22 protein-coding genes and 1 tRNA gene are annotated in these 22,952 nt (G+C 64.9%); 14 read left to right on the top strand and 9 right to left on the bottom strand.

The window, feature by feature from the left end:
• Window positions 1-5: 5 nt before the first annotated feature.
• From L1Z78_RS07345 to rpsO, 9 genes are all read right to left on the bottom strand, one after another.
• The gene (locus tag L1Z78_RS07345; RefSeq protein ID WP_234642114.1) at window positions 6-614 is read right to left on the bottom strand and encodes an NADH-quinone oxidoreductase subunit C; all 609 of its coding nucleotides are present in this window, start codon (window positions 612-614) and stop codon (window positions 6-8) included.
• Window positions 615-624: 10 nt separating this feature from the next.
• Window positions 625-1,104, bottom strand: a complete 480-nt coding sequence (locus L1Z78_RS07340; protein ID WP_012206978.1) for a NuoB/complex I 20 kDa subunit family protein — start codon at window positions 1,102-1,104, stop codon at window positions 625-627.
• Window positions 1,105-1,127: 23 nt separating this feature from the next.
• Entirely contained in the window at window positions 1,128-1,487 is a 360-nt protein-coding gene (locus L1Z78_RS07335) for an NADH-quinone oxidoreductase subunit A (protein ID WP_012206979.1), read from the bottom strand.
• Window positions 1,488-1,563: 76 nt separating this feature from the next.
• Window positions 1,564-1,648: transfer RNA gene (locus tag L1Z78_RS07330), tRNA-Leu, on the bottom strand.
• Between the two features lie 118 nt (window positions 1,649-1,766).
• Window positions 1,767-2,165: a preprotein translocase subunit SecG gene (secG, locus tag L1Z78_RS07325; RefSeq protein ID WP_234640877.1), complete on the bottom strand. Its 399-nt coding sequence runs from the start codon at window positions 2,163-2,165 to the stop codon at window positions 1,767-1,769.
• Window positions 2,166-2,227: 62 nt separating this feature from the next.
• Window positions 2,228-2,974 carry a triose-phosphate isomerase gene (gene tpiA, locus L1Z78_RS07320; RefSeq protein WP_234640876.1) on the bottom strand — a complete coding sequence of 249 codons (747 nt, stop codon included), beginning with the start codon at window positions 2,972-2,974 and terminating at the stop codon, window positions 2,228-2,230.
• Window positions 2,975-2,976: 2 nt separating this feature from the next.
• Window positions 2,977-3,978: an NAD(P)H-quinone oxidoreductase gene (locus L1Z78_RS07315; RefSeq protein WP_234640875.1), complete on the bottom strand. Its 1,002-nt coding sequence runs from the start codon at window positions 3,976-3,978 to the stop codon at window positions 2,977-2,979.
• A 130-nt stretch (window positions 3,979-4,108) separates the two neighbouring features.
• Entirely contained in the window at window positions 4,109-6,376 is a 2,268-nt protein-coding gene (pnp, locus tag L1Z78_RS07310; RefSeq protein WP_234640874.1) for a polyribonucleotide nucleotidyltransferase, read from the bottom strand.
• Window positions 6,377-6,583: 207 nt separating this feature from the next.
• Window positions 6,584-6,850: a 30S ribosomal protein S15 gene (rpsO, locus tag L1Z78_RS07305; protein WP_012206984.1), complete on the bottom strand. Its 267-nt coding sequence runs from the start codon at window positions 6,848-6,850 to the stop codon at window positions 6,584-6,586.
• Between the two features lie 239 nt (window positions 6,851-7,089).
• Here rpsO and L1Z78_RS07300 point away from each other — a divergent pair, with 239 nt between their 5' ends.
• The 14 genes from L1Z78_RS07300 (at window position 7,090) to ribD (ending at window position 22,882) form a co-directional block, all read left to right on the top strand.
• Window positions 7,090-7,431 carry a hypothetical protein gene (locus L1Z78_RS07300; RefSeq protein WP_234640873.1) on the top strand — a complete coding sequence of 114 codons (342 nt, stop codon included), beginning with the start codon at window positions 7,090-7,092 and terminating at the stop codon, window positions 7,429-7,431.
• A 322-nt stretch (window positions 7,432-7,753) separates the two neighbouring features.
• Complete coding sequence (locus L1Z78_RS07295) at window positions 7,754-8,344, top strand: GspH/FimT family pseudopilin (protein ID WP_418921676.1); 591 nt, start codon at window positions 7,754-7,756, stop codon at window positions 8,342-8,344.
• On the top strand, window positions 8,338-8,958 hold the full coding sequence (gene pilV, locus L1Z78_RS07290; protein WP_234640871.1) for a type IV pilus modification protein PilV: 621 nt from the start codon (window positions 8,338-8,340) through the stop codon (window positions 8,956-8,958). Before L1Z78_RS07295 ends, pilV (L1Z78_RS07290) begins: the two co-directional genes overlap by 7 nt.
• Before the next feature lie 2 nt (window positions 8,959-8,960).
• A complete protein-coding gene (locus L1Z78_RS07285; protein WP_267967000.1) occupies window positions 8,961-9,845 on the top strand; it encodes a PilW family protein in 885 nt (294 codons plus the stop codon).
• Window positions 9,842-10,612 (top strand): pilus assembly PilX family protein, encoded by a 771-nt coding sequence (locus L1Z78_RS07280; protein ID WP_234640869.1) that lies wholly within the window; start codon window positions 9,842-9,844, stop codon window positions 10,610-10,612. The genes L1Z78_RS07285 and L1Z78_RS07280 overlap by 4 nt, the downstream gene beginning before the upstream one ends.
• Window positions 10,613-10,650: 38 nt before the next feature.
• On the top strand, window positions 10,651-14,127 hold the full coding sequence (locus L1Z78_RS07275; protein WP_234640868.1) for a pilus assembly protein: 3,477 nt from the start codon (window positions 10,651-10,653) through the stop codon (window positions 14,125-14,127).
• Window positions 14,124-14,567, top strand: a complete 444-nt coding sequence (locus tag L1Z78_RS07270) for a type IV pilin protein (protein WP_234640867.1) — start codon at window positions 14,124-14,126, stop codon at window positions 14,565-14,567. The genes L1Z78_RS07275 and L1Z78_RS07270 overlap by 4 nt, the downstream gene beginning before the upstream one ends.
• A gap of 115 nt (window positions 14,568-14,682) precedes the next feature.
• The gene (locus L1Z78_RS07265; RefSeq protein ID WP_234640866.1) at window positions 14,683-15,249 is read left to right on the top strand and encodes a GspH/FimT family pseudopilin; all 567 of its coding nucleotides are present in this window, start codon (window positions 14,683-14,685) and stop codon (window positions 15,247-15,249) included.
• A 20-nt stretch (window positions 15,250-15,269) separates the two neighbouring features.
• Window positions 15,270-15,959 carry a type IV pilus modification protein PilV gene (gene pilV / locus L1Z78_RS07260; protein WP_234640865.1) on the top strand — a complete coding sequence of 230 codons (690 nt, stop codon included), beginning with the start codon at window positions 15,270-15,272 and terminating at the stop codon, window positions 15,957-15,959.
• A 2-nt stretch (window positions 15,960-15,961) separates the two neighbouring features.
• Window positions 15,962-16,894, top strand: coding sequence for a PilW family protein (locus L1Z78_RS07255; protein ID WP_418921675.1), 933 nt, complete (start codon window positions 15,962-15,964; stop codon window positions 16,892-16,894).
• Between the two features lie 17 nt (window positions 16,895-16,911).
• A complete protein-coding gene (locus L1Z78_RS07250; RefSeq protein WP_234640864.1) occupies window positions 16,912-17,646 on the top strand; it encodes a pilus assembly PilX family protein in 735 nt (244 codons plus the stop codon).
• A gap of 72 nt (window positions 17,647-17,718) precedes the next feature.
• Entirely contained in the window at window positions 17,719-21,288 is a 3,570-nt protein-coding gene (locus L1Z78_RS07245) for a pilus assembly protein (protein WP_234640863.1), read from the top strand.
• 31 nt (window positions 21,289-21,319) lie between these two features.
• Window positions 21,320-21,739 carry a type IV pilin protein gene (locus L1Z78_RS07240; RefSeq protein ID WP_234642112.1) on the top strand — a complete coding sequence of 140 codons (420 nt, stop codon included), beginning with the start codon at window positions 21,320-21,322 and terminating at the stop codon, window positions 21,737-21,739.
• Window positions 21,740-21,772: 33 nt separating this feature from the next.
• Window positions 21,773-22,882, top strand: coding sequence for a bifunctional diaminohydroxyphosphoribosylaminopyrimidine deaminase/5-amino-6-(5-phosphoribosylamino)uracil reductase RibD (gene ribD / locus L1Z78_RS07235; RefSeq protein WP_234640862.1), 1,110 nt, complete (start codon window positions 21,773-21,775; stop codon window positions 22,880-22,882).
• Window positions 22,883-22,952: the final 70 nt, after the last annotated feature.

Here is a 22,952-nt window from a genome sequence, read left to right as displayed (position 1 = left end):
CGCCTTCAGTGCAGGCCCCCGTAGTTGTCTTCGCGGATGATCCGCGGCGTGATCTCGCGAGGCTCGATGGTGACCGGCTGGTACACCACGCGCTGCTGCTCGGCGTCATAGCGCATCTCCACATGGCCCGACAGCGGGAAGTCCTTGCGGAAGGGATGGCCGATGAAGCCGTAGTCGGTCAGGATGCGGCGCAGGTCGTCGTGGCCGTCGAACACGATGCCGAACAGGTCGAACGCCTCGCGCTCGAACCAGTTGGCACCGTTCCAGATCGGCGAGACCGAGGGAATGACCGGAAAATCGTCGTCCGTGCAGAAGACCCGCACGCGCACGCGCTGGTTCAGGCTGATCGACAGCAGGTGGGAGACCACGGCAAAGCGCGGGCCCTCGCGGCCGATCTCGGCATAGGTGGAGTAGTCCACGCCGCACAGGTCCACCAGGACCTCGAAACGGCAGTCGGGGGCCTTGTGCAGCACCTGCATGGCCTCCAGGTAGTCGGCAGCGGACACCTCGACCGTCACCTCGTCCAGGGCCACGGTCACGCTGCGCGCCTTGTCGCCCAAGGCAGCAGCCACCACATCCCGAAGCACTTCGGGGTGAATCGCAATAGCAGTCATCATCAAGCCCTTAGACGCGAGCGATGGTATGGGTGCGGCGGATCTTCTGCTGCAGCTGAATGATGCCGTAGATCAGGGCTTCCGCCGTAGGGGGGCAGCCGGGAACGTAGACATCGACCGGCACGATGCGGTCGCAGCCGCGCACCACGGAATAGCTGTAGTGGTAGTAGCCGCCGCCGTTGGCGCACGAGCCCATGGAGATGACCCAGCGGGGCTCGGACATCTGGTCATAGACCTTGCGCATGGCCGGAGCCATCTTGTTGCACAGGGTGCCGGCCACGATCATCAGGTCCGACTGGCGGGGGCTGGCACGGAAGACTTCCGAGCCGAAGCGGCCGATGTCGTAGCGCGCCGCCGCGGCGTGCATCATCTCCACCGCGCAGCAGGCCAGACCAAATGTCATGGGCCACAGCGAGCCCGTCTTGGCCCAATTCACCACAGAGTCGTAACTCGTGGTGATGAAGCCTTCCTTCATCACGCCTTCGATCATCGTGTTTCCTCAGTGAACCCGCTTCAGTCCCAGTCCAACGCACCCTTCTTCCATTCGTAGACGAAGCCCACGACGAGAACGGTCAGGAAAATCAGGACAGCGGCGAAACCAGCCCCGCCCACGTCCCGAAGCGCGACGGCCCAGGGCAGCAGGAAGGCGATTTCCAAATCAAACAGGATGAACAGGATGGCGACGAGGTAGTAGCGCACATCGAACTTCATGCGCGCGTCTTCGAAGGCCTCGAAGCCACATTCGTAGGGAGAGTTCTTGGCGGCATCGGGCCGGTTCGGACCCAGCACGTAACCCAGCACCAAGGGGACCACGCCGACACCCATGCCGACGAGAATGAACAAAAGAACGGGAAGATACTGGTCGATGTTCATCGTGTGCGGCTACCATGAAAGGCATGCCCGCACCGATCACAGCCTGATCAGCAGGGCAGGCTCTTAGTTATATCTTTGGTGCCGTCGGCGAGACTCGAACTCGCACAGCTTTCGCCACTACCCCCTCAAGATAGCGTGTCTACCAATTTCACCACGACGGCTACGTCTCGATTTCGGCTGGCTCTTTATCTCCGTTGCAAAGATTCCGCCTACCGAACAATCCCTGGATTCTACTCTGAAAAACCCTCGGATCCGGAGGCCCGAGGACTTTGTTTGAAATTATTTCGTGGGGATCTGGGCAGCACCTTCGGCACCCGCAGCAGGCGCCTGACCCGCGGCAGGAGCAGGCACTTCGCCAGCGGGCACGGCGGAAGCCGGTGCCGGCGCCGTGACGGGCGCGGGAGCCGCGCCTTCCAGCACGCTGCCCGAGCTCACGGGACGCGCATTGCTCAGGTAGGCCAGGGCCAGCGTGGTCACGAAGAACACGGTGGCCAGGCCTGCCGTGGAGCGCGACAGGAAGTTGGCACTGCCCGAGGCGCCGAACAGGCTGCCCGAGCTGCCGCTGCCGAACGAGGCGCCCATGTCGGCGCCCTTGCCGTGCTGGATCAGGATCAGGCCGATCATGCCCAGGGCCGCCAGCATCTGGACGGCGAGAATCACGCTTGCGAATGCATTCATTGGTTGTACCTGCTAGTAAACGCTAGTGGAGCTGAAAAAGCTGTTGGAGATGCCGACAAGCCTCACTGGGCCGCGGCGATGATGGCCAGGAAATCGGGCGCCTTCAGCGATGCGCCGCCCACGAGGCCGCCATCGATGTCGGGCTGGGCCAGCAGCTGGGCCGCGTTGGCGGCATTCATGCTGCCGCCGTACAGCAACGCGATGCGGTCGGCCTGCTGGCTGGCGGCGGAGAGCTGGGCCCGCAGCACGGCATGCACCTGCTGGGCCTGCTCGGGCGATGCGGTCTTGCCGGTGCCGATGGCCCAGACGGGCTCATAGGCAACGACCAGCTCGCTGATGCACGCACCCACCTGGTGGACCACGGCGGCCAGCTGGCGCTTGACAACCTCCTCGGTCCGCCCGGCCTCGCGCTCGGCCAGCGTCTCGCCCACGCAGACGATGGGCGTGACCCCCTTGGACAGCGCGGCCTGCGCCTTCAGCGCCACCACGGCATCGGTCTCGCCATGGTACTGGCGGCGCTCCGAATGCCCGACCAGCACGTAGCGCACGCCGAAGTCCTGGAGCATGGCGACCGACAGCTCGCCCGTGTAGGCACCCGCTTCATGCTGCGACACATCCTGCGCAGCCACGGCGATGGCCGAGCCGGCCAGCTCGGCCTGGGCCTGGGCCAGATAGGCCGCCGGCACGGCGACCGCAATGCCCGCCCCGCCCTCCTGGGGCAGACCTTCCTTGAGCGCCTTGAGCAAGACCGCGTTGGCAGCCAGGCTGCCGTTCATCTTCCAGTTGCCGACGATGAGTTTCTTCTTCATGGTTACCACGTCAAAACGATTTTGCCGGTGTGCTGACTCGACTCCATCAGCGCATGCGCCTTGTCCGCATCCGCGGCGGCAAAGGTGCTGTGGATCACCGGACGGATATGGCCCGCCTCGATCAGCGGCCAGACCTCGCGGCGCAGGGCCTGGGCAATCGCGCCCTTGAAGGCCACGGAACGCGGGCGCAGCGTGGAGCCCGTCACCAGCAGGCGACGGCGCAGCACCAGGCCCGCATCGAACTCCGCCTTGATGCCACCCTGCACCGCGATGATGACCAGGCGGCCATCCTCGGCCAGGCTTTGCACCTCGCGGGCCACGTAGCCGCCAGCCACCATGTCCAGGATCACATCCACGCCCTTGCCGCCGGTGATGCGCTGCACCTCCTCGGCGAAGTCCTGGGTCCGGTAGTTGATGGCATGGTCGGCGCCCAGCTTCAGGCAGTCGGCGCATTTGGCATCGGAGCCGGCCGTCACGATGACCGTGGCGCCACGCGCCTTGGCCAGCTGGATCGCCGTCACGCCGATGCCGCTGCTGCCGCCCTGCACCAGCAAGGTCTCGCCCGCCTGCAGGTTGCCGCGATCGAACACATTGCTCCAGACGGTGAAGAAGGTCTCCGGCAATGCCGAAGCCTCCACCTCGCTGAGTCCTGCGGGAATGGGCAGGCACTGGGCCACGGGCGCCACACAGTATTCGGCATAGCCGCCACCGGCCAGCAGCGCGCACACGCGGTCGCCCACATGCAGTCCGGCCTGCCGCATGGCATCGTCGTCACCCGAGACGATCACCCCGGCCACTTCCAGACCCGGAAGGTCCGAAGCACCGGGCGGCGGAGCATAGTGGCCCTTGCGCTGCAGCACGTCGGGGCGGTTGACACCGCTGGCCGACACCTGGATCAGCAGCTCCTGCGGACCCGCCACAGGCAGCGGACGCTCGCCCAGGCGCAGCACCTCGGGAGCACCAAAGTCCGTGAGTTCCACGGCACGCATGACTTGCTTTTCCATTTCGCGACCTCGCAATCCCTGTCCTGTCCAAAACGCCACAGGCGCTGACCAGGTCAGCGCCCTTGCCATCGATCACGGCACGTGTACCCGCAAGGCCGCACCCTCATCGGGGACGCAGCCTTGCCAGGCATCACTGCTGCTGTTGCTGCTGCTGCTCACCCTCGGCCGCGGGACGGCTTTCACGGGGCTCGCGCGCTTCGCGGGACTCACGCGGCTCGCGGGGTTCACGCGGCTCGCGGTACTCACGCGGCTGGCGCGGCTGGCGTTCGGCGGGCGCGGGGCGATCGCTGCGCTCCATGCCGGCAGGACGCTCGGTCAGCGCCTTCAGCGACAGCTTGACACGGCCCTTTTCGTCGGTTTCCAGGACCTTGACCTTGATGATCTGACCTTCCTGCAGGTAGTCGGAGACCTTCTCCACGCGCTCGTGGGCGATCTGGCTGATGTGCAGCAGGCCATCCTTGCCGGGCAGCAGGTTCACCAGGGCGCCGAAGTCCAGGATCTTGGTCACGGGGCCTTCGTAGATCTTGCCGATCTCGACCTCGGCCGTGATCTCCTCGATGCGGCGCTTGGCTTCGTCGGCCTTGGCGGCATCGCTGGAGGCGATGGTGATGGTGCCGTCTTCGCCGATGTCGATCTGGGTGCCGGTCTCTTCGGTCAGCGCACGGATGGTGGCGCCGCCCTTGCCGATCACGTCGCGGATCTTCTCGGGGTTGATCTTCATCGTGTACAGCTTGGGCGCGAAGGACGAGATCTCGGCCTTGGCCTCGCCCATGGCTTCCTGCATCTTGCCCAGGATGTGCATGCGCGCTTCCTTGGCCTGGGCCAGGGCGACCTGCATGATTTCCTTGGTGATGCCCTGGATCTTGATGTCCATCTGCAGCGCGGTGATGCCGTTGGTCGTGCCGGCCACCTTGAAGTCCATGTCGCCCAGGTGGTCCTCATCGCCCAGGATGTCGGTCAGCACGGCGAAGCGGTTGTCTTCCTTGATAAGGCCCATGGCGATGCCGGCCACATGGGCCTTCATCGGCACGCCGGCGTCCATCATCGACAGGCAGCCGCCGCAGACCGAAGCCATGGACGAGGAACCGTTGGACTCGGTGATCTCCGACACCACGCGGATGGTGTAGGGGAATTCTTCCTTGCTGGGCAGGCAGGCCACCAGGGCGCGCTTGGCCAGGCGGCCGTGGCCGATCTCGCGGCGCTTGGTCGAACCCATGCGACCCACTTCGCCGGTGGCAAAGGGAGGCATGTTGTAGTGGAACAGGAAGCGGTCCTCGAACTCGCCGGCCAGCGCGTCGATGCGCTGCGCGTCGCGCTCGGTGCCCAGCGTGGACACGACCAGGGCCTGCGTCTCGCCGCGCGTGAACAGGGCCGAGCCGTGGGTGCGGGGCAGCACGGAGTTGCGGATCTCGATGGGGCGCACGGTGCGCGTGTCGCGGCCGTCGATGCGCGGCTCGCCGGCCAGGATCTGGCTGCGCACGATGCGCGCCTCGATGTCGAACAACATGCCTTCGACCTTGACGCCGTCGAACTCCACGCCCTGCGCGGTCAGGCCGGCCTTCACGGCGGCATAGGCTTCGCGGCAGGCCTGCGTGCGGCTTTGCTTGTTGCGGATCTGGTAGGCGGCGCGCAGGGCTTCGTCGCCCAGTGCGGCCACCTTGGCGATCAGCTCTTCGTCCTTGGCGGGAGCGACCCAGTCCCAGACGGGCTTGCCGGCATCGCGCACCAGTTCATGGATGGCGTCGATGGCGATCTTGCCCTGCTCGTGACCGAAGACCACGGCGCCCAGCATCACGTCTTCGGGCAGCTGCTGCGCCTCGGACTCGACCATCAGCACGGCGGCTTCGGTACCGGCCACGACCAGATCCATCTGCGAATCCTTGCGCTGGGTCTGTCCGGGGTTGAGCACGTACTCGCCATTGATGTAGCCCACGCGGGCGGCACCGATGGGGCCGTTGAACGGGATGCCCGAAACGGCCAGCGCTGCCGAGGTGGCGATCAGGGCGGCGATGTCGGCATCGACCTCCGGATTCAGCGACACGGTGTGGATGACCACGTGCACGTCGTTGTAGAAGCCTTCGGGGAACAGCGGGCGGATCGGGCGGTCAATCAGGCGGCTGGTCAGGGTCTCCAGCTCGCTGGGCTTGGCCTCGCGCTTGAAGAAGCTGCCAGGGATCTTGCCTGCGGCGTAGGTCTTCTCGATGTAGTCGACGGTCAGCGGGAAGAAGTCCTGGCCGGCCTTGGCCTGCTTGGAAGCCACCACGGTGGCGAGCACCACGGTGTCATCGATGTTCACGAGCACGGCGCCGGAAGCCTGGCGTGCGATCTCGCCGGTTTCCATGGTGACCGTGTGCTGCCCCCACTGGAAGGTCTTGGTGACTTTGTTGAAGATGGTCATGTTTGCTCCTTGGTATGCGGACCGGATACCCTCACCCGGTCCAGGAACGGAGCGCAATTCAGAACACGATGCCATTCCATTGCTGGATTCATTGCTATCAAATCAGAAGCAATGGAATGACACAGCTTCGCTCCGTCTTGCTTTCTCCGAAGTAAAAAACGCCTGAGCTAGACAGGCTAACTCAGGCGTTTCGATCTCCCACCGTGCTTACTTGCGCAGGCCCAGCTTGGCGATCAGTGCGGTGTAGCGATCAGCGTCCTTGGACTTCAGGTAGTCCAGCAACTTGCGACGACGGCTCACCATGCGCAGCAGGCCGCGGCGACCGTGGTGGTCCTTGGCGTGTTGCTTGAAGTGAGGGGTCAGCTCGTTGATGCGGGCGGTCAGCAGGGCCACTTGCACTTCGGGGCTGCCGGTATCGTTGGCAGAGCGTGCATTGGACTTGACGACTTCAGCCTTCACGGAAGATGCGATCATTGTTTTTCCTTGGAAATTGGCAGCTCGCGAGGAGGCCGCCTTGGTTACTTGCGCCGGGACTGGAAAGGCCCCGACGTGCGTCTTGCACCATGCAAAACCCTGGGATTATACCAAGCGCGCTCCCTCCGACATTTCCACACCCCCAACGCCCCCAAGCCCGGGCCGCGAACGCTCCGAACAGAATGCAGACATACCGGCACGCCGGCAGTCCATCACCTACGGGAGGCAGCACCATGGTCATGCATTTCTCAACCCGGGCCGCACACGGCCCAGTGCTCCGGCGCACCTGCGCCGGGCTGGTCCTGGCCGCCCTGGGCCTGGCCCTGGCCTTTCCCGGGCACACCGCCCACCCGCCCGCCGACGTGCTGGCGACCACCAAGGCCGACAAAGCCGCCAAGACAGCCAAGGCCGGCAAGCGCAGGCAACCGGGCCAGCGGGTCCGTGCCCCCGCCCAGCGCAGCGGCTCCGAGGAAACCCCGGAACAGCGCGACAGGCGGCTGTACCGCGAATGCCAGGGCCGGCACAACGCCGGCGCATGCGCCGGGTACACGCAGCCACCGCCGGGAAACCGCCAGCGCTGAAAAAACTGTCCTAGATTTTCTTTCATGCGGACGCAGCCCGCAAAGCCGCGCCAGGCTTGGCTTGCGGACTGCACGACCGTGCCCGCAACCCGGCAGGACGCGCCGAAATTCCTAGGCCACAGCCAAAAAACCAGAATGTTCCGAGAGACAGGGTAACGACAGACCCATACGCTGAACGGCACAAAAGGCACCAGCAGGACCTGCGCGACAGGCAACGCGGCAAACACCCGGCACCCGGGCCTCGGCCGCTCCTTTGCCCCTGACCGTGCAAGGCCTGACGAGCCATCGCATTGCCAGCCAACCAGCGGGAGGGAACCCCAGCATGTCATCGCCCCCGGCATACCCATGCCTCTGGCAGGCCGCAGGCCTGCCCTTTCCACACCCTCGCTCACCTTGCACGCAGGCGCGAGGCTTTACCGCCGTCGAACTGATGGTGGTCATTGCCATCCTCGCCGTGCTGGCCTCGCTGGCGGCCCCCAGCTTCAGGCCCCTCATCGAGCGCTGGCGCGTGCGGCAGGTCGTCGAAGGACTGCAGTCCACGCTCCACTACGCGCGCTCCGAAGCCGTCCGGCGCGGTGGAGGCATCTCCATCCAGAAGCTGCCGCAGAACACCAACGGCTGCAAGCTGGCCCAGAACAAAGCCGACTGGGACTGCGGCTGGGCCATCGTCGCCAATAACCAGGAAATCCGGCGCATCGACACCCCGGCAGACATCACCGTGACCCGAACCACGAGCGGCCCGAACGCGGACAGGATCCAGGTGGACCGCTGGGGAGGCATGGATGGTGTCACGGCCCTTGGCTTCACCATTGCCCCCCTCCCGGACGGAATATCCTCCCCCGCCACCAAGGGCGTGTGCGTGGCCGCCGGCGGCCGCATCAAGGTCGTGGACCAGGTGCAGGTGCCATGCTGACCCGGCAAACACGCCACCGGCGCCAGTCCGGCATCACCCTGATCGAAACGCTGGTCGCCCTGGTCGTGGCGGCGCTGGGCATCCTCGGGGTGCTCGGCGCGCAGATGCGCACCCTGGCCGACAACCAGACCGGCGTGCGCCGTGCCCAGGCCATACGGCTGATCGAAGACCTCGGCGAGCGCACCCGGGTCAATCCCAACTCCCTGGGACAGATCAACGCCTACGTCTCCGACTGGAGCCACGTCCCCGCCATCACCACGGACTGCGCCACCGGCGAGTGCAGCCCGGCCGAGTTGGCGGCCTACCACCTGGCGCGCTGGAAAACCTCCGTGGGCCAGGTGCTGCCCGGCGGCACCGCCAAGGTCTTCATCTCCGAGGACGAGGCAGCCGCCACGACCGGCAACCAGCGCCAGCTGGGCGTCATGATCAGCTGGCGCGAGAACGAGAAGTCCGGCGACGCCACCTACAAGGACCCGATCGGCGGCGGCGCGCGCGACAACAAGGCCGTCGCCTGCCCCGCCGACAGGACCTGCCACCTCCAGTACATCCCCCTGAGTGCCCGCTGTGCGCCCTACTTCGGCGACAGCGCGGTGCAGTTCTTCTGCGCGGGCTAGCCATGACCCATCGACGCCCTCCCCCTTCTCCCGCCCTCCAGGGCGACCCTCGGCGCCGGCAGCAGGGCATGACCCTCGTCGAGCTGCTGGTCGGCATGGTCCTGGGCCTGCTGGTCATCGGCGTGGCCCTGGGTGCGCTCATGGCCTCGCGCGGCGTGACCGGCACCGTCAGCGACGCCAGCCAGCTGCAGCAGCAGGCCTCCCACATCTTCCGCGTCATGGGCCGGCAGCTGCGGCAGGCCGGCTCGCTGCGCCTGCTGCTGGCCTCGCAGAAGGCGCCGAACGAGCCCATCGACATTGCCGACCCCGTGGCCCTCGAAGCCCGGGCAGACGACTTCATCCCCGCCAACGACAGCATCCGGGGCAACGACACGCCCGCCAGCAACCAGTTCGCACTCACCGTGGGCTACAGCAACTACACGCAGCCGCTGCACAGCCCCCAGGGCAGCGCCTCCCTGCAACGCAACTGCCTGGGCCAGACCAACAGCGCCACCCTCATCCAGAGCCACTTCGTGCTGGACACCACCAGCAATACCCTGCGCTGCGCAGGCGGCGGCAGCACGCGACAGCCTTTTGCGGAAAACATCGCCAACTTCCAGCTGCGCTACCTGATGCAGGCCCCGGACGGCGCAGCCCGCGTCCGGTATGTCAGCGCGGCCGAGGTCGGCGCGAACTGGCCGCGCGTCTACGGCGTGGAGGTCTGCCTGGTGCTGTTCGGCACCGAAGCCATCGACATGCCCGCGGGCAGCACCTATACCGACTGCGCCGACAGCACGGGCACGGCCGCCACCATCGACATGACCACCCTGCCCGCGCCGCGCACCCGGCGCCTGCACATGGTGTTCCGCAGCGTCTACCAGTTGCGCGGCCAGGGGCTGGCCGGATGATGCGGCGGGCCCCACCCCTGCGGCATGCACAGCACGACCGCCCGGGCCCGCCGCCCCGGCGCCAACAGGGCATCGCGCTGTTCATCGTCATCGTGCTGGTGCTGCTGTCCATGCTGCTGGCGCTGTGGGCGTCGCGCAGCGCGCTGTTCAACGAACTGGTCGTGGGCAACGACGCCGACTACCAGCGCGCCTTCGAAGCCGCCCAGGCCCTGTTGCTGGATGCCGAGCTGGACATCCGTGGCGAACGGGCCAACGGCCAGGCATGCGAGGACGATGCCAGCAAGCCCTCCGTCTGCCGCAGGGGCAACACCACGGCCCGGTTTCCGCTGGAAGCCAAGGAGGTGCAGCCCCTGCTTGCCTTCCTGGACGCCCAGGCCGGCACCAAATGCCGCGATGCCCTGTGCGCCAAGCGCACCGGGCCGCAGGACTTCTGGAACAACACCGACGCCAGCCAGGGCCCCACCCTGGCCCAGATGGCCGCTGCGGGGGCGCGCTACGGCCAGTACACGGGCGCGATCACGGGATCGAACAGCAACCCCATCCTGGCCGAGCAGGGCGGCACGGACGGCGGCTGGTACTGGATAGAAGTCCTGCCCCATGACCCCCAGGCCGGCAATGCCGGCCTGGTTGCCGACGCAAGGCCCCTGCTGCCACTGCACATGGCCCCCCAGGTGCTCTACCGCGTGACTGCGCTGGCGCGGGGCCGCAAGGCCGGCACCCAGGTGGTGCTGCAGCAGACCTATGCGCGCCAGCGCATGAAGAACTGAGTAAACCGAAACCGAAGAACCGACGCAGGGAGCGGCGTATGAAGCAACACATCCCTTTCAAGGCCACATTGCTGGCCGCCATGACGGCCACCGCCTGGGCCCCGGCCAGCGGCTGGGCGCAGACGCTGAATCTGGCGCAATCACCACCGGCGACGGTGGAGCCGTTCGTGGCGCCGAATGTGATTCTCAGCCTGGATGATTCGGGCAGCATGCGCTATCGGATCAACAGCACCACAGCTTTAGGCGACCAAACGATCACGCAACCGGACTCCAATGGAAGTTGGTCGATTCGTGCCAGTCGCGTCAACATCCTTCGGCATGCCCTCAAGACAGTTTTCGAGGACCACCAATTGCTGCCCGATGGCAGCATTCGCTTCGCCTGGCAGACCATGGGCCGCTGCGGCAATGGTGGTGATGGCTGGACTGCGATGACACTGGACGCCAGCAGGCGCGACACCCATTCCATACGTGTGCTGGACAGCACCCACAGACAAAACTTTCTTAACTACATCGACAAACTCACCGGCTGCGCCTGGACCCCCACACACACCATGGTCAGCCAGGCAGATCGGTACATGCGGGCCAAACTCAACATCAACGGCCCCTGGGCCAGCGAGCCTGGGGAAAAAGACACCCCCTATCTGGGCTGTCGGCGTAACTACCACATCCTGATGACGGACGGAGGCTGGAACTATGCGATACGCAGTCCTGGCAACCAGATCCCGGACAGCCCCAACTTCGATGGAACCGGCAGAACACTTCCCGATAGCACGCCATATGCCACCACAGATCCGCAAACACAGATCTACCGCGACAACGACGCTGGCAGCTTCTCGACCATCGCAGATTGGGCATTCAAAAGCTGGGCCGATCCATTGCAAACCACTGGCTTGACCGGCAGTCCTCGCACTTCGACTGAGTACAACAGAGCGCCGCCCCAGGAAACATTCACCAGCAGTACCAACAAGGCCTCCTCCATCACGCTGAAAAAGTATTGGAACCCCCGCTACAACCCGGCCACCTGGCCGCACATGGCCACCTTCACGGTGGGCTTCAGCCAATATGCGCTGCCCCAGTTCAACTACACGGCAAATGGACGGACCCCCATAGCTTCCCCGCCTTCCGGCACCGTCCCCTATGGCTACGACGGCAATTTCGCCGACTATGCCAATGGCACCTTCGCCTGGCGAGCCGCAGGCAGCATGACGACGGATCAAAGTCTTCCCGGTGACGATCAGGCCGACCGTGGTCACGACATGTGGCACGCCGCCATCAATGGCCGCGGAAAGTTCTACGCCGTCAACCGCAGCGAAGACCTGGCCACGGCCTTCCGCCAGATCGTCCAGCAGATCAACGCCGAATCCGAACCAGACCGCAGCTCGGCCGCCACCAGCGGCTCCACCAGCACGCGCAACGCCGTGGGCCTGTACACCGCCCACTACGACCCCCAGCAGGCATGGAAAGGCTGGATCACCGCCCAGACCATCGCCCCGGGCGGCGCCACCGGCGCGGCCGCGGGCTGGGGCGCCCACACCGCCGACCAGCTCGACGCCCTGACCGACATCAACAACCGCGCCGTCCTCACCTGGAATGGCAACCACCCCGGCCAAGGGGTTCCGTTCCGGTGGGCATCCCTCAATACCGCGCAAAAGGCGCACCTGGGCCAGAGCAGAGGCACCCCCGATGGCCATGGCGAGAATCGCCTCAACTACCTGCGCGGCGAACGCGGCATGGAAGGCACCGGCAGCCCGCCCAGCTACACCGCCACCCGGCCCTTGCGCCAGCGCCAGTCGCGCCAGGGCGACATCATCAACTCCGCCATCTGGTACACGGGCGCGCCCTCCAGCCTCTACCCCACGCAGGACTACATGCAGTTCGCCCAGACCCGCCAGAACCGCACCCCCATGCTCTACGTGGGCGGCAACGACGGCATGCTGCACGGCTTCTCCGCCCTCGACGGCTCCGAGAAGCTGGCCTACGTGCCCCGGGGCGTGATTCCAGGCCTGGCCCAGCTCACCGAGCCCGGCTACGACAATCGCCACCGCTACTTCGTCGACGGCTCGCCCATGACCGGCGACGTGAAGATCGGCAGCCAGTGGAAGACCTTGCTGGTGGGCACCCTGGGCGCCGGCGGCAAGGGCTACTTCGCGCTGGACGCCACAGATCCCGCCAACTTCGGCGAAAACAATGCCGCCTCCCTGGTGCTGCTGGACCGCAGCCTGCACGCCAGCGAAACCTTCCCCGCCAACTGCTCCTTACTGTCCGACGACCAGGCCCGCAAGCGCTGCGAGGAGGACAAGGACATCGGCCATGTCTTCGCCCCGCCCGTGCTGGATGACTCCAACCCCCAGCGCACCACCCAGATCACCCAGCTGAACGATGGCCGCTGGGCCGTGGTCATGGGCAATGGCTACAACAGCCGCAATGGCCGGGCCGTGCTGCTGATCCAGTACCTGGACCAGGGCCGCGAGCTGCTGCGCCTGCCAACGCCGGCCGGCACGCCGGGCAACGGCCTGTCGGCCCCGCGCCTGGTGGACATCAATGGCGATGGCCGGCCCGACGTGGTCTATGCCGGCGATCTGCGTGGCAACCTGTGGAAGTTCCTCATCGCCAGCGATGATCCATCCAGCTGGGAGGTAGCGTTTGGCGGCCAGCCCTTGTTCCAGGTGGACAACTCCCGGGCACCGTCCATCACGGCCGCCCCGACCGTACGCGCCAACGACCGCCGGCAGGTCATGAAGAACTCTGCGGGCCAGGACGAGAACCTGGCCGTGGGCGGCATGATGGTCGCCTTCGGCACGGGCCGCAACGTGACGGTGCAGGATCCCGTCAACCCACAGGCCGGCACTCTCTATTCCGTGCTGGACAGCACGCGCTACAAGCGAGCCGGTGGCGGCGCCCGCGTGGAGCCCTGCCTGTCAACGGCCGATGCCGATTGCAAGCTGCGCGCCGACCAGGTGCCCAGGCCCACAAGCCCCCATGAGCTGATCGATCTGGCCCAGGCCGGCGCCAACACCACAGGGACCGGCGCCAGCGCCGGGCGCAACTTCTGGCAGGTCAACGGCGGGGGGGTCAACTGGACCACGCAGCGGGGCTGGCGCTTCACCCTTCCCGAGGTTGGCGAGCGCCTGCTCAAGCCCATGGCCTTCTTCGACGGCAGCAACATCCTGGCCATCCACACCCAGATTCCCGCCCAGGGCGACGGCATCGACGGTGTGGCCGCAGGGCCGCAGGAGACCTGCGAGGCCACGGCGGTCAATGGTGAGCGCCAGTTCCTGACCCTGCTCAACATCATGGACGGCAAGCGCCCTTCGGTGCAGGTCATGGACACCAATGGCGACGGCGTCTACAACGCCGCCGACGGGAACATGCACCGCATGACGGTCTCCAAAGGGGCCCAGACGCAGATCATCCAGGGCGAGCGCATCGTCATGAAGGGCGACAAGGACGAGGAGAACATCCTGGCCCGCATGCCCGAGCAACCGGCCCGCCCCAGCTGGCGCCAGATGCAATGAGCGACCGGCGCGCACCCCCAGCCAGCCTGCGCCACCGCGGCTTCACGTTGATCGAGCTCATGATCGTCGTGGCCGTGGTGGCCATCCTGGGCGCCATCGCCGTGCCCAGCTACAACGAGTACATCCGCCGCGCCCACCGCGCCGACGCCCGCGCCGGCCTGCTGCAGGCCCAGCAGTGGATGGAGCGGGCGGCCACCGCCACCGGTGTCTATCCCACCGGTGCGCTGCCCGCCGCGCTGAGCTGGACCGGGGATGCCAGCAAGCGCTACACCATCGGCCTGAGCGCAGGAAACACCCCCTCGGCCTATACCCTGGTCGCCACGCGCCGGGGCTCCCAGACCGGTGACCGCTGCGGGGATTTCACGCTGACGCATACGGGTGTGCGTGACGCCCTGAACCTCGCGGCCGGCACCAGCGCGGCGGAGTGCTGGTCGCGGTAGGGTCGCGGGCAAGCGACAGTCCCTGCCACCACCCTGGCCAGCCACTCATCCAGCGGCTGCATCCATTCGTCCGGTTCCCTCGCCCGCCCGTGAGTGCAATGCCTAGCATCCGGGCATGCACGCATTGCACCCACAACGGCTGCCACACGCCAAGGCACCCGCCCGACGCCACAAGGGGTTCACCACCCTGGAGCTGATGGTGGTGGTCGCCATCCTGGCCATACTCACCGCCCTCGCCGCGCCCAGCTTCACGCCCTTGATGGAGCGCTGGCGCGTGCGGCAGGTTGCCGAGGATCTCCAGGGAACCATCTATTTCGCCCGCTCCGAAGCCCTCAAGCGCGGCGGCAACGTCACCATCATCAAGGCCGCCAATGGCAATGGCTGCGCCAATGCCGGCGACAACACCCAGTGGGGCTGCGGCTGGCAAGTGACCAGCGGCAACACGGTGCTGCAGCAGACGCCCGCCCCATCCCGTATCCAGATCACCCTTGCCGACAGCACCGGCTCCATTGCCGTGGACCGCTGGGGCATGCTCTCGCACGGCGGCGGCACCGTGGCGGCGGCCATGGATCTCCTGCTCGTTCCCGAAGGCAAGATCGCCAGCGACCGAAGCGCAGTCCGGCTTTGCACAGGCACGGGCGGCAGGATCGTGCAGATGAAGGGCAGCGAATCCTGCTCCTGAACCGTTCCAGAGAAAGCAACATGCACAGACTCCAACGCAGCAAGCCGGCAGAGCGCCGCAACCAACGAGGCCTCACGATGATCGAATCCCTGGTCGCCATCGTCGTGGCCGCCCTGGGCATCCTGGGCATCCTGGGCACGCAGATGCGCACGTTGACGGATACCCAGACCACGGTCCGGCGTGCACAGGCCATCCGCCTGATCGAGGACCTTGGCGAACGCATGAAGGTCAACCCCAGCGTGCTGAGGGATACCGACGCCTATGTCGCTGATTTCAATAGCACCCCCGCGGCGGGCGATTGCCAGGCAGTCTCCTGCAATCGCACGCTTTTGGCGGCCTACGACCTCGGTGTGTGGAAGCAGACGGTCAGGGACACGCTGCCCCTGGGCCGGGCCAGCATCTTTCTTGCACCAGGCGAAGAAGTCGGCACCAACCGCCGGCAGATCGGCGTGATGGTCGCCTGGCGCGAGAACGAACGGGACCTGTCCGACAGCAATCAGGCCAATCAGAAGGCCTACAAGGACAACATCGACGCCACCCAGGTCCGGGCCGCCGATGGCACGCTGAGTTCGGGCGGTGGCGGCACGGCCGCGACCTCCTGCCCCGATGGCTACACCTGCCATCTTCAATACCTTCCGCTGGCTGCCCGTTGTGCCCCCTACTTCGGCAGCGGTGAAGCGACTCCTCAATATTTCTGCCCAGGATTCTGACCATGGCAGCACCCAGCCCCATGCCCCCCAACTCGCCAGTCCCGTCGGGACGAGCCCGCAGGCATGCCTTTGCCCGTCCTCTGGCCCAGCAAGGCTTCACCCTGCTGGAACTGATGGTGGGTATTGCCATCGGCCTGCTGGTCGTCGCCGTGGCCACGGCCGCGCTCATGGTGTCCCGTGGCGTGTCCGGCTCGGTCAGCGATGCCAGCGGCGTCCAGCAGCAGGCGGCCTATGCCATGCGTGTCATCGGTCTTCAGCTGCGCCAGGCAGGCTCCCTGTACCTGAACCTTGATCCCAAGAACCTGAAGCCCGATGCTGCCCTGGTGACCTCGACGCCCGTGGCGTTCGAGACGACGGCCAAAAGCGACTCCGGCCTGGAGTTTGACCCGTCGCTCAATACGGTCAGTGGCACGGCCACGCCCACCACCCTGACCGTCGGCTATCGCCGCTACAAGGAACCTGTCTACACAGATGCCGCAGAGCAGTCCCAGGCGCGCAACTGCGTGGGCGGGCCGGCCAACAGCAGTGTGGACCAGCGTATAGACAACGTCTTTCAGCTGAGCGGCAGCCAGTTGCAATGCAGCGGCAATGGCGCGGCCGCGCAGACCCTGGTACAGAACGTGGCCGATTTCCAGGTCCGCTATCTCATCCAGGACAACACCAAGCCGGGTTCGCCGGGCATCCAGTATGTTCCATCGGCCAACATCGGTGCCTGGACCACCGTGGAGTGGAGCAAGGTACGGGCCGTGGAAGTCTGTCTGGTCCTCTATGGCAATGAGCCCATCGATCTGCCTGCGGGCAGCAGCTATGTCGGTTGTGACGGCACCTCCGTCAACATGACCACGCTCACCGGCCAGCGCAACCGACGCATGCACATTGCCTATCGCAATGTCTTCCAATTGCGCAGCCAGGGCCTGATCGGCTCTGTGCTTTGATCATGAGAAAGCCAGCAATGCATCGCAAGACTGCCAACCACGCCCCTGGGCAGCAACGGGGCGTCGCGCTGTTCGTCGTCATCATCTTCGTCATGCTGTCCATGCTGCTGGCGCTCTGGGCGTCGCGCACCTCGCTGTTCAACGAACTGGTGGTGGGCAATGACGCCGACTACCAGCGTGCCTATGAGGCCGCCCAGGCGCTGCTGCAGGATGCGGAACTCGACATCCGCGGCGAAAAGGCCGACGGCACCATCTGCACGGGCCAGGACAATGTGTGCCGCACCAGCACCACCGCCAAGATCCCGCTGGAAACCCAGGAGATCGCCCCTTTGCTGTCCTCCTTGGGGGCCAGTTGCTCCCAGGGCCTATGCGGCAAGCGCGGCGGCAAACAGGACTTCTGGAACAACAACGACGACAAGCTGGGCCTCACACTGGCGCAACTGACCACGGCAGGAGTGGGGGCCCGATATGGCCAGTACACAGGCGCCTCGCTGGGTTCCACCGACAAGCCCGCAAACCCCATCCTGGCCGACACCAGCGCGGCCGATCGCGGCGGCTGGTACTGGATCGAGGTGCTTCCCTATCTGAACACCAAGAACATGGGACTGATCGCAGACACCCCGACCAACCTGCTGTCGCTCAACCTGAAGCCCTATGTGGTGTACCGCATCACGGCCCTGGCCTACGGCCGCAAGCCCAACACCATGGTGGTTCTGCAGCAGACCTATGCACAGCAAAAACGCAAGAACTAGGTGGCCCAGGGTGCAGCCATCGCAAACGCAAACGAATCCGAACACTCGGCATAGACATCAAGAGGCGCAGACATGAAATGCAAGCCCCCCAGCCCTCATCAGCTGTTCCCCCGCTCCCTGCTGTCCTGGGCCGCCGCGGCAGCCCTGCTGCCGCACGGCGCCTGGGCACTGGATCTGGCCCAGTCGCCGCCCGGTACCAAGGAGCCCTATGTGGCCCCCAACGTCATCATTTCCATCGATGACTCGGGGAGCATGAACTTCCGGCTCGACACGGAAAGCTCCAGCGGCGCCAGCAACCAGACCGAACCCAATGCGGACGGCACCTGGCCGATGTCCAGCCGCCGGGTCAACGTCCTGAAATATGCACTCGTCGGAAAGAATGGATCAGGCGGCATCTTCCGGGATACCACGTTACTGCCCGACAAGAAGATCCGGCTGGCATGGCAAGGCATGTGGAACAACGGCAACTCGTCCGGTGCCGACAATGTGGACAGCGCCGACAGCCGGGGCGCCGTCCAGATGAATACGAACTCCATGCGCCCGCTGCAAAGCACGCATCGCGCGAACTTCATCTCCTTCATCAGCAACCTGAGCCCTGGCGGTGGCACGCCATCGCATCTGATGTTCAGCCAGGCCGACAGCTACATGCGACGCGGGCTCAGCAAGAACGGCCCCTGGGCCAGCGACCCGGGCAATACCGGCGCGCCCTATCTGGCCTGCCGCCGCAATTACCACATCATGATGACCGACGGACGCTGGAACGGCACTGCCACCAGCGTCCCCGACAGCACCAGACGAGACAATGCCACCAGCCTGACGCTCAGCGACAACATGGTGTACGGCGGCAGTAGCGCGGCCGACCAGAGAAAGTCGGCCCTGTACCGCGACACATCCACGGGCACCACGCTGGCCGACTGGGCCTTCTATAGCTGGGCCACCCCGATGCAGACCTCGGGACTGACGGGCACCATGCAGCCGACCGCGGACTACCGCAAGGCCCCGTCCGTGGAAACATTCACCAACGACAGCGGCAGCTCCGTCACGCTGGACCGCTACTGGAACCCCCGCTACAACCCGGCCACCTGGCCGCACATGGTCACCTACACCATCGGCTTCAGCAAAATGGCGTTCGACTGGAGTTATTCCTCCATTACACGCCCGACGCAAATGGTGCCATTCGGCTATGACGGCAGCTTTCCGGATCTGGCCAAGGGTACGACCACCTGGCCCAATCTGACGGCCAGCACGGAGTCACGCAATGCGCTGGACCTGTGGCATGCAGCCCTCAATGGCCGTGGCCGTTTCTATGCAGTGGAAAAAGGCGAAGACCTGGAAAAGGCCTTCCGGGAAATCTTTGGCCAGATCAACACGCAGACCGACCCTGATCTGACCTCGACGGCTACCAGCGGCTCCAATGCATCGCGCAACGACGTCGGCAAATTCACCGGTGCCTATGAACCGCAGAATTACTGGAAAGGCTTCGTCACGGCGGAAACCGTGCAGAAAGACGGCACGACCGTATCGACCCCCAGCTGGGGAGGAAAGAATACGGCGGACAAGCTCGACGCCATCTCGGACATCAATACACGCCTCATTCTCACATGGAGCAACAAATGGGACTCCAACAGATACAGGGGCGGCGTACCATTCAAGTGGGCTACCGATGATTCCTATCTCAGCAGCGCGCAAAAGGCATCACTCGGCCTGAACTCAAATGATGTCACCGCCAAGACGGGGACCAAAGGTGAAAATATTCTCAACTATGTCCGTGGTGATCGGCGCTACGAAGGCTCTGAAACCAGCGGCTACACGACTAGCAGTCCTTTTCGTGAGCGCAAAAGCCGCCAGGGCGATATCATCAACTCCGTCGTCTGGTTCACTGGAAAGCCGTCCAGCAACTACTCTCTCCCGGGCTATCTGAGTTTCGTGAGCGGAAGCTCCCGTCCGGCCATGATCTATGTCGGAGGCAATGACGGCATGCTGCATGGATTCTCTGCCGTGGATGGCAGCGAGAAGATTGCCTATGTTCCCAGAGGCATCATTCCCTCGTTGAAATCTCTCGCCGACCCTACCTTCAACACCAGCCATCGATATTTTGTCGATGGCTCCCCGATGACCGGGGATGTCTATTTGAGCTCCGGGTCTAACTCCTTCTGGCGCACCTTGCTGGTGGGTACTCTGGGAGCCGGCGGCAAGGGCTATTTTGTCCTGGATGTGACCAATCCTGACAGCGCAAATCTCAGTGGAGGAACACCCGGATTTTCCGAGGCGAATGCCCAGGCGCTGGTCAAGCTGGACCGGACCCGGGATGCGTCGGAAACACCGACATGCCCCTTGACAGGTATCAGTGCGGCCGAGCTTGCGGCATGCACCCAGGAGGTGGCGGAAGACAGGGACATCGGGCATATCACCGCACGTCCGGTGCTGGATGAGAATGACCCCATGCGTACCACGCAGATCACCCTCATGAATGATGGACGCTGGGCTGTGGTGATGGGCAACGGATACAACAGCACCAGCCAGCGGCCGGTGCTGTTGATCCAGTATCTGGACGGTAACCAGGAACTGCTGCGCATCCCGGTCACGACCGATGTCCCCGGAACGGGATTGGCTGCGGACAATGGGCTTTCCGCCCCCAGCTTGGTCGACATCAATGGAGATGGCCGTCCAGACGTGGCCTATGCAGGAGACAACCTCGGCAATCTCTGGAAGTTCGATATCACGAGCGCTCGCCCCAGCAAGTGGCAGGTAGCTCTGGGTGGCCAGCCTCTTTTCACCGCAAGAGGACCGACCGCATTGAATTCCTCTCTGCGCACGAATGTTCAGCCCATCACGGTTGCACCGACTGTGCAGGCCAATGACCGCACCATGACCAAGGGCTCAGGCAAGGACGCAAAAATCGTTCGCGTAGGAGGAATGATGGTGGCGTTCGGAACGGGGCGTAACGTCACGAAGGATGATCCCAACAATGTACAGGTACAAACCCTGTATTCTGTGCTTGACGAAACCCGCTACCGGTTCACAGATAGCACCAGGACGCTGATCGAAGTCCACCCAGGCGAAGCTTCCTGCAGCCGGGGGGGAGATTGCATACCCACGCCAAAGGCATGGGGCGTCGGGGTGACAACTGCCAAGCTGGCCAAGCAGACCATCACCGAACTCGGCAATGGCGATTTTGCCACCGTCGATTCCGTTGACAAGCTGGGCGTCGCCACGTGGGGCGACTTCAATGGCTGGTATATGGATATGCCGGCCATCGGAGAGCGCCTCCTCAAGCCCATGGAGCTCTACGATGGCAGCAATATTCTGGTCATGTATTCCCAAGTACCAGCCAAGGGATCTAATGTGGATGTCAGTGTGGAAAGCTGCGAATCCACATCCGTCGATGAAGAGCGTCAATACCGCACCATGATCAATATCATGGATGGCCTTCGTCCCACGGTACAGTTGGTGGACAAAAATAAGGATGGAAAATACAACAGCAGTGATGAAGGTGTATCGCGAGCCCGGGTCAGCAAGGGATCGCATAACCTGATCACACAGAAAAAGAACATTCTGGATATCGACGCCAAGAACAACAAGGAGCCTCTGGCCCCAATGCCGGAAGAGTCCTTGCGCCCCAGCTGGCGCCAAGTCAAATAAGCATGCCTCGTTCTACTCACAGATGATCATCATGAAAAGAAAAAATCAGGGCTTCACTCTCATCGAATTGATGATCGTCGTGGCGGTTGTCGGAATTCTCGGAGCCATTGCCATACCGAGCTACTCCGAGTACATACGTCGCGGACACCGCGCGGAGGCCAGGGCAGGTCTTCTGCAGGCGGCGCAATGGCTTGAAAGGGCTTCCACGGCCACGGGAACCTACCCCCTGACCGCAGCATTTCCCAGCTCGCTCGCCACGGTGCCTTCCAATCGATACGACATCTCACTGAACTCGACCGATGGAAGAACTTTCACCTTGACGGCAACCCCCAAGGGCGCCCAGACAGGCGACAAGTGCGGCAACTACACGCTGACGAACGCAGGACTGCGAGGCGCCAACGGGAAAGTCTCCTCGGATACCGGCTTCGACTCCGCCTGCTGGGGCAAGTAAGCCAGACGGTCAGGCTGGCTTACCATTCCGGCCATGGCAGATTCCGACCACTACATGCACCAGGCGCTTGGGCTCGCTGCCCAGGCGCTTTTTCTTACCTCCCCCAACCCGCGCGTGGGCTGCGTGCTGGTGACGCCTGACGGGCGGATCGCCGGCCAGGGCTTCACACAGCAGGCCGGCGGTGCGCATGCCGAGGTGATGGCCCTGCGCGATGCCCAGGCCCGAGGCCAGGACGTACGCGGGACCACGGCCTATGTGACGCTGGAGCCCTGTTCGCACCACGGCCGCACGGGCCCCTGCTGCGATGCCTTGATTGCCGCGGGTGTCGCCAAGGTGGTGGGCGCGTTGACCGATCCCAATCCCCAGGTGGCGGGCCAGGGCTTCGCCCGGCTGCGGGCGGCGGGTGTCGAAGTGCAGGTGGGCCCGGGGGCTGCCGAGTCCCGGGAGCTGAACCTCGGCTTTTTCAGCCGCATGCAGCGGGGCCTGCCCTGGGTGCGCATGAAGGCGGCCAGTTCGCTCGACGGGGCGACCGCCCTGCACAATGGCCAAAGCCAATGGATCACCTCCCCCGAGGCACGTGCCGACGGCCATGCCTGGCGGGCCAGGGCCTGCACCATCCTGACCGGCATCGGCACCGTGCTGGAGGACGATCCGCGACTGAACGTGCGGGAAGTCGCCACCCCTCGCCAGCCACGCATTGCCGTGGTGGACAGCCACCTGGACATGCCGCTCACCGCCCAGGTACTCCAGGCCCCGGCCGGCTGCCTCATCTACACCAGCAGCCGGGACGCATCGAAAACCAGTGCACTTCAGGACCTGGGCGCGACCGTCATTCCCATGCCCAATGCGCAAGGCAAGGTGGACCTGGCCGCCATGCTGCGTGACCTGGCCGCACGCGGCACGAACGAGCTGCACGTGGAGGCGGGCTTCAAGCTCAATGGATCCCTGGTCCGTGAAGGGCTGGTCGATGAAATGCTGCTGTACCAGGCCCCCAAGCTGCTGGGAACCGGTGGCATGGGCATCGCCAGCTTCGGTCCCCTGGATGCGCTGTCCCAGGCATTGCCGATGGTCTTGCAGGATGTGCAGCGCATCGGCCCCGACCTGCGGGTCGTGGCCCGTGTCCAGGGGCGTGACGGCTTCTGACGCGGCTGGCCGCTTCCAGGGCATGCGGCAGGCGCCACCGTCCGACAGCGGATCGCACGCTCTCTGGGAT

The organism is Delftia tsuruhatensis (assembly GCF_903815225.1).
Taxonomy (GTDB): domain Bacteria; phylum Pseudomonadota; class Gammaproteobacteria; order Burkholderiales; family Burkholderiaceae_C; genus Comamonas; species Comamonas tsuruhatensis_A.
This window is presented reverse-complemented; position numbering and strand designations above follow the sequence as displayed.

What these genes read in the sequence shown, in the direction of transcription:
- pilV (WP_234640865.1), top strand. Translation starts at nt 15,270, where the DNA reads ATGCACAGACTCCAACGCAGCAAGCCGGCAGAGCGCCGCAACCAACGA.
- L1Z78_RS07345 (WP_234642114.1), bottom strand. Translation starts at nt 614, where the DNA reads ATGACTGCTATTGCGATTCACCCCGAAGTGCTTCGGGATGTGGTGGCT.
- L1Z78_RS07265 (WP_234640866.1), top strand. Translation starts at nt 14,683, where the DNA reads ATGCACGCATTGCACCCACAACGGCTGCCACACGCCAAGGCACCCGCC.
- L1Z78_RS07285 (WP_267967000.1), top strand. Translation starts at nt 8,961, where the DNA reads ATGACCCATCGACGCCCTCCCCCTTCTCCCGCCCTCCAGGGCGACCCT.
- L1Z78_RS07250 (WP_234640864.1), top strand. Translation starts at nt 16,912, where the DNA reads ATGCATCGCAAGACTGCCAACCACGCCCCTGGGCAGCAACGGGGCGTC.
- L1Z78_RS07300 (WP_234640873.1), top strand. Translation starts at nt 7,090, where the DNA reads ATGCATTTCTCAACCCGGGCCGCACACGGCCCAGTGCTCCGGCGCACC.
- L1Z78_RS07340 (WP_012206978.1), bottom strand. Translation starts at nt 1,104, where the DNA reads ATGATCGAAGGCGTGATGAAGGAAGGCTTCATCACCACGAGTTACGAC.
- L1Z78_RS07270 (WP_234640867.1), top strand. Translation starts at nt 14,124, where the DNA reads ATGAGCGACCGGCGCGCACCCCCAGCCAGCCTGCGCCACCGCGGCTTC.
- L1Z78_RS07240 (WP_234642112.1), top strand. Translation starts at nt 21,320, where the DNA reads ATGAAAAGAAAAAATCAGGGCTTCACTCTCATCGAATTGATGATCGTC.
- pilV (WP_234640871.1), top strand. Translation starts at nt 8,338, where the DNA reads ATGCTGACCCGGCAAACACGCCACCGGCGCCAGTCCGGCATCACCCTG.
- pnp (WP_234640874.1), bottom strand. Translation starts at nt 6,376, where the DNA reads ATGACCATCTTCAACAAAGTCACCAAGACCTTCCAGTGGGGGCAGCAC.
- secG (WP_234640877.1), bottom strand. Translation starts at nt 2,165, where the DNA reads ATGAATGCATTCGCAAGCGTGATTCTCGCCGTCCAGATGCTGGCGGCC.
- L1Z78_RS07315 (WP_234640875.1), bottom strand. Translation starts at nt 3,978, where the DNA reads ATGGAAAAGCAAGTCATGCGTGCCGTGGAACTCACGGACTTTGGTGCT.
- rpsO (WP_012206984.1), bottom strand. Translation starts at nt 6,850, where the DNA reads ATGATCGCATCTTCCGTGAAGGCTGAAGTCGTCAAGTCCAATGCACGC.
- L1Z78_RS07335 (WP_012206979.1), bottom strand. Translation starts at nt 1,487, where the DNA reads ATGAACATCGACCAGTATCTTCCCGTTCTTTTGTTCATTCTCGTCGGC.
- L1Z78_RS07255 (WP_418921675.1), top strand. Translation starts at nt 15,962, where the DNA reads ATGGCAGCACCCAGCCCCATGCCCCCCAACTCGCCAGTCCCGTCGGGA.
- tpiA (WP_234640876.1), bottom strand. Translation starts at nt 2,974, where the DNA reads ATGAAGAAGAAACTCATCGTCGGCAACTGGAAGATGAACGGCAGCCTG.
- L1Z78_RS07275 (WP_234640868.1), top strand. Translation starts at nt 10,651, where the DNA reads ATGAAGCAACACATCCCTTTCAAGGCCACATTGCTGGCCGCCATGACG.
- L1Z78_RS07280 (WP_234640869.1), top strand. Translation starts at nt 9,842, where the DNA reads ATGATGCGGCGGGCCCCACCCCTGCGGCATGCACAGCACGACCGCCCG.
- L1Z78_RS07245 (WP_234640863.1), top strand. Translation starts at nt 17,719, where the DNA reads ATGAAATGCAAGCCCCCCAGCCCTCATCAGCTGTTCCCCCGCTCCCTG.
- L1Z78_RS07295 (WP_418921676.1), top strand. Translation starts at nt 7,754, where the DNA reads ATGTCATCGCCCCCGGCATACCCATGCCTCTGGCAGGCCGCAGGCCTG.
- ribD (WP_234640862.1), top strand. Translation starts at nt 21,773, where the DNA reads ATGGCAGATTCCGACCACTACATGCACCAGGCGCTTGGGCTCGCTGCC.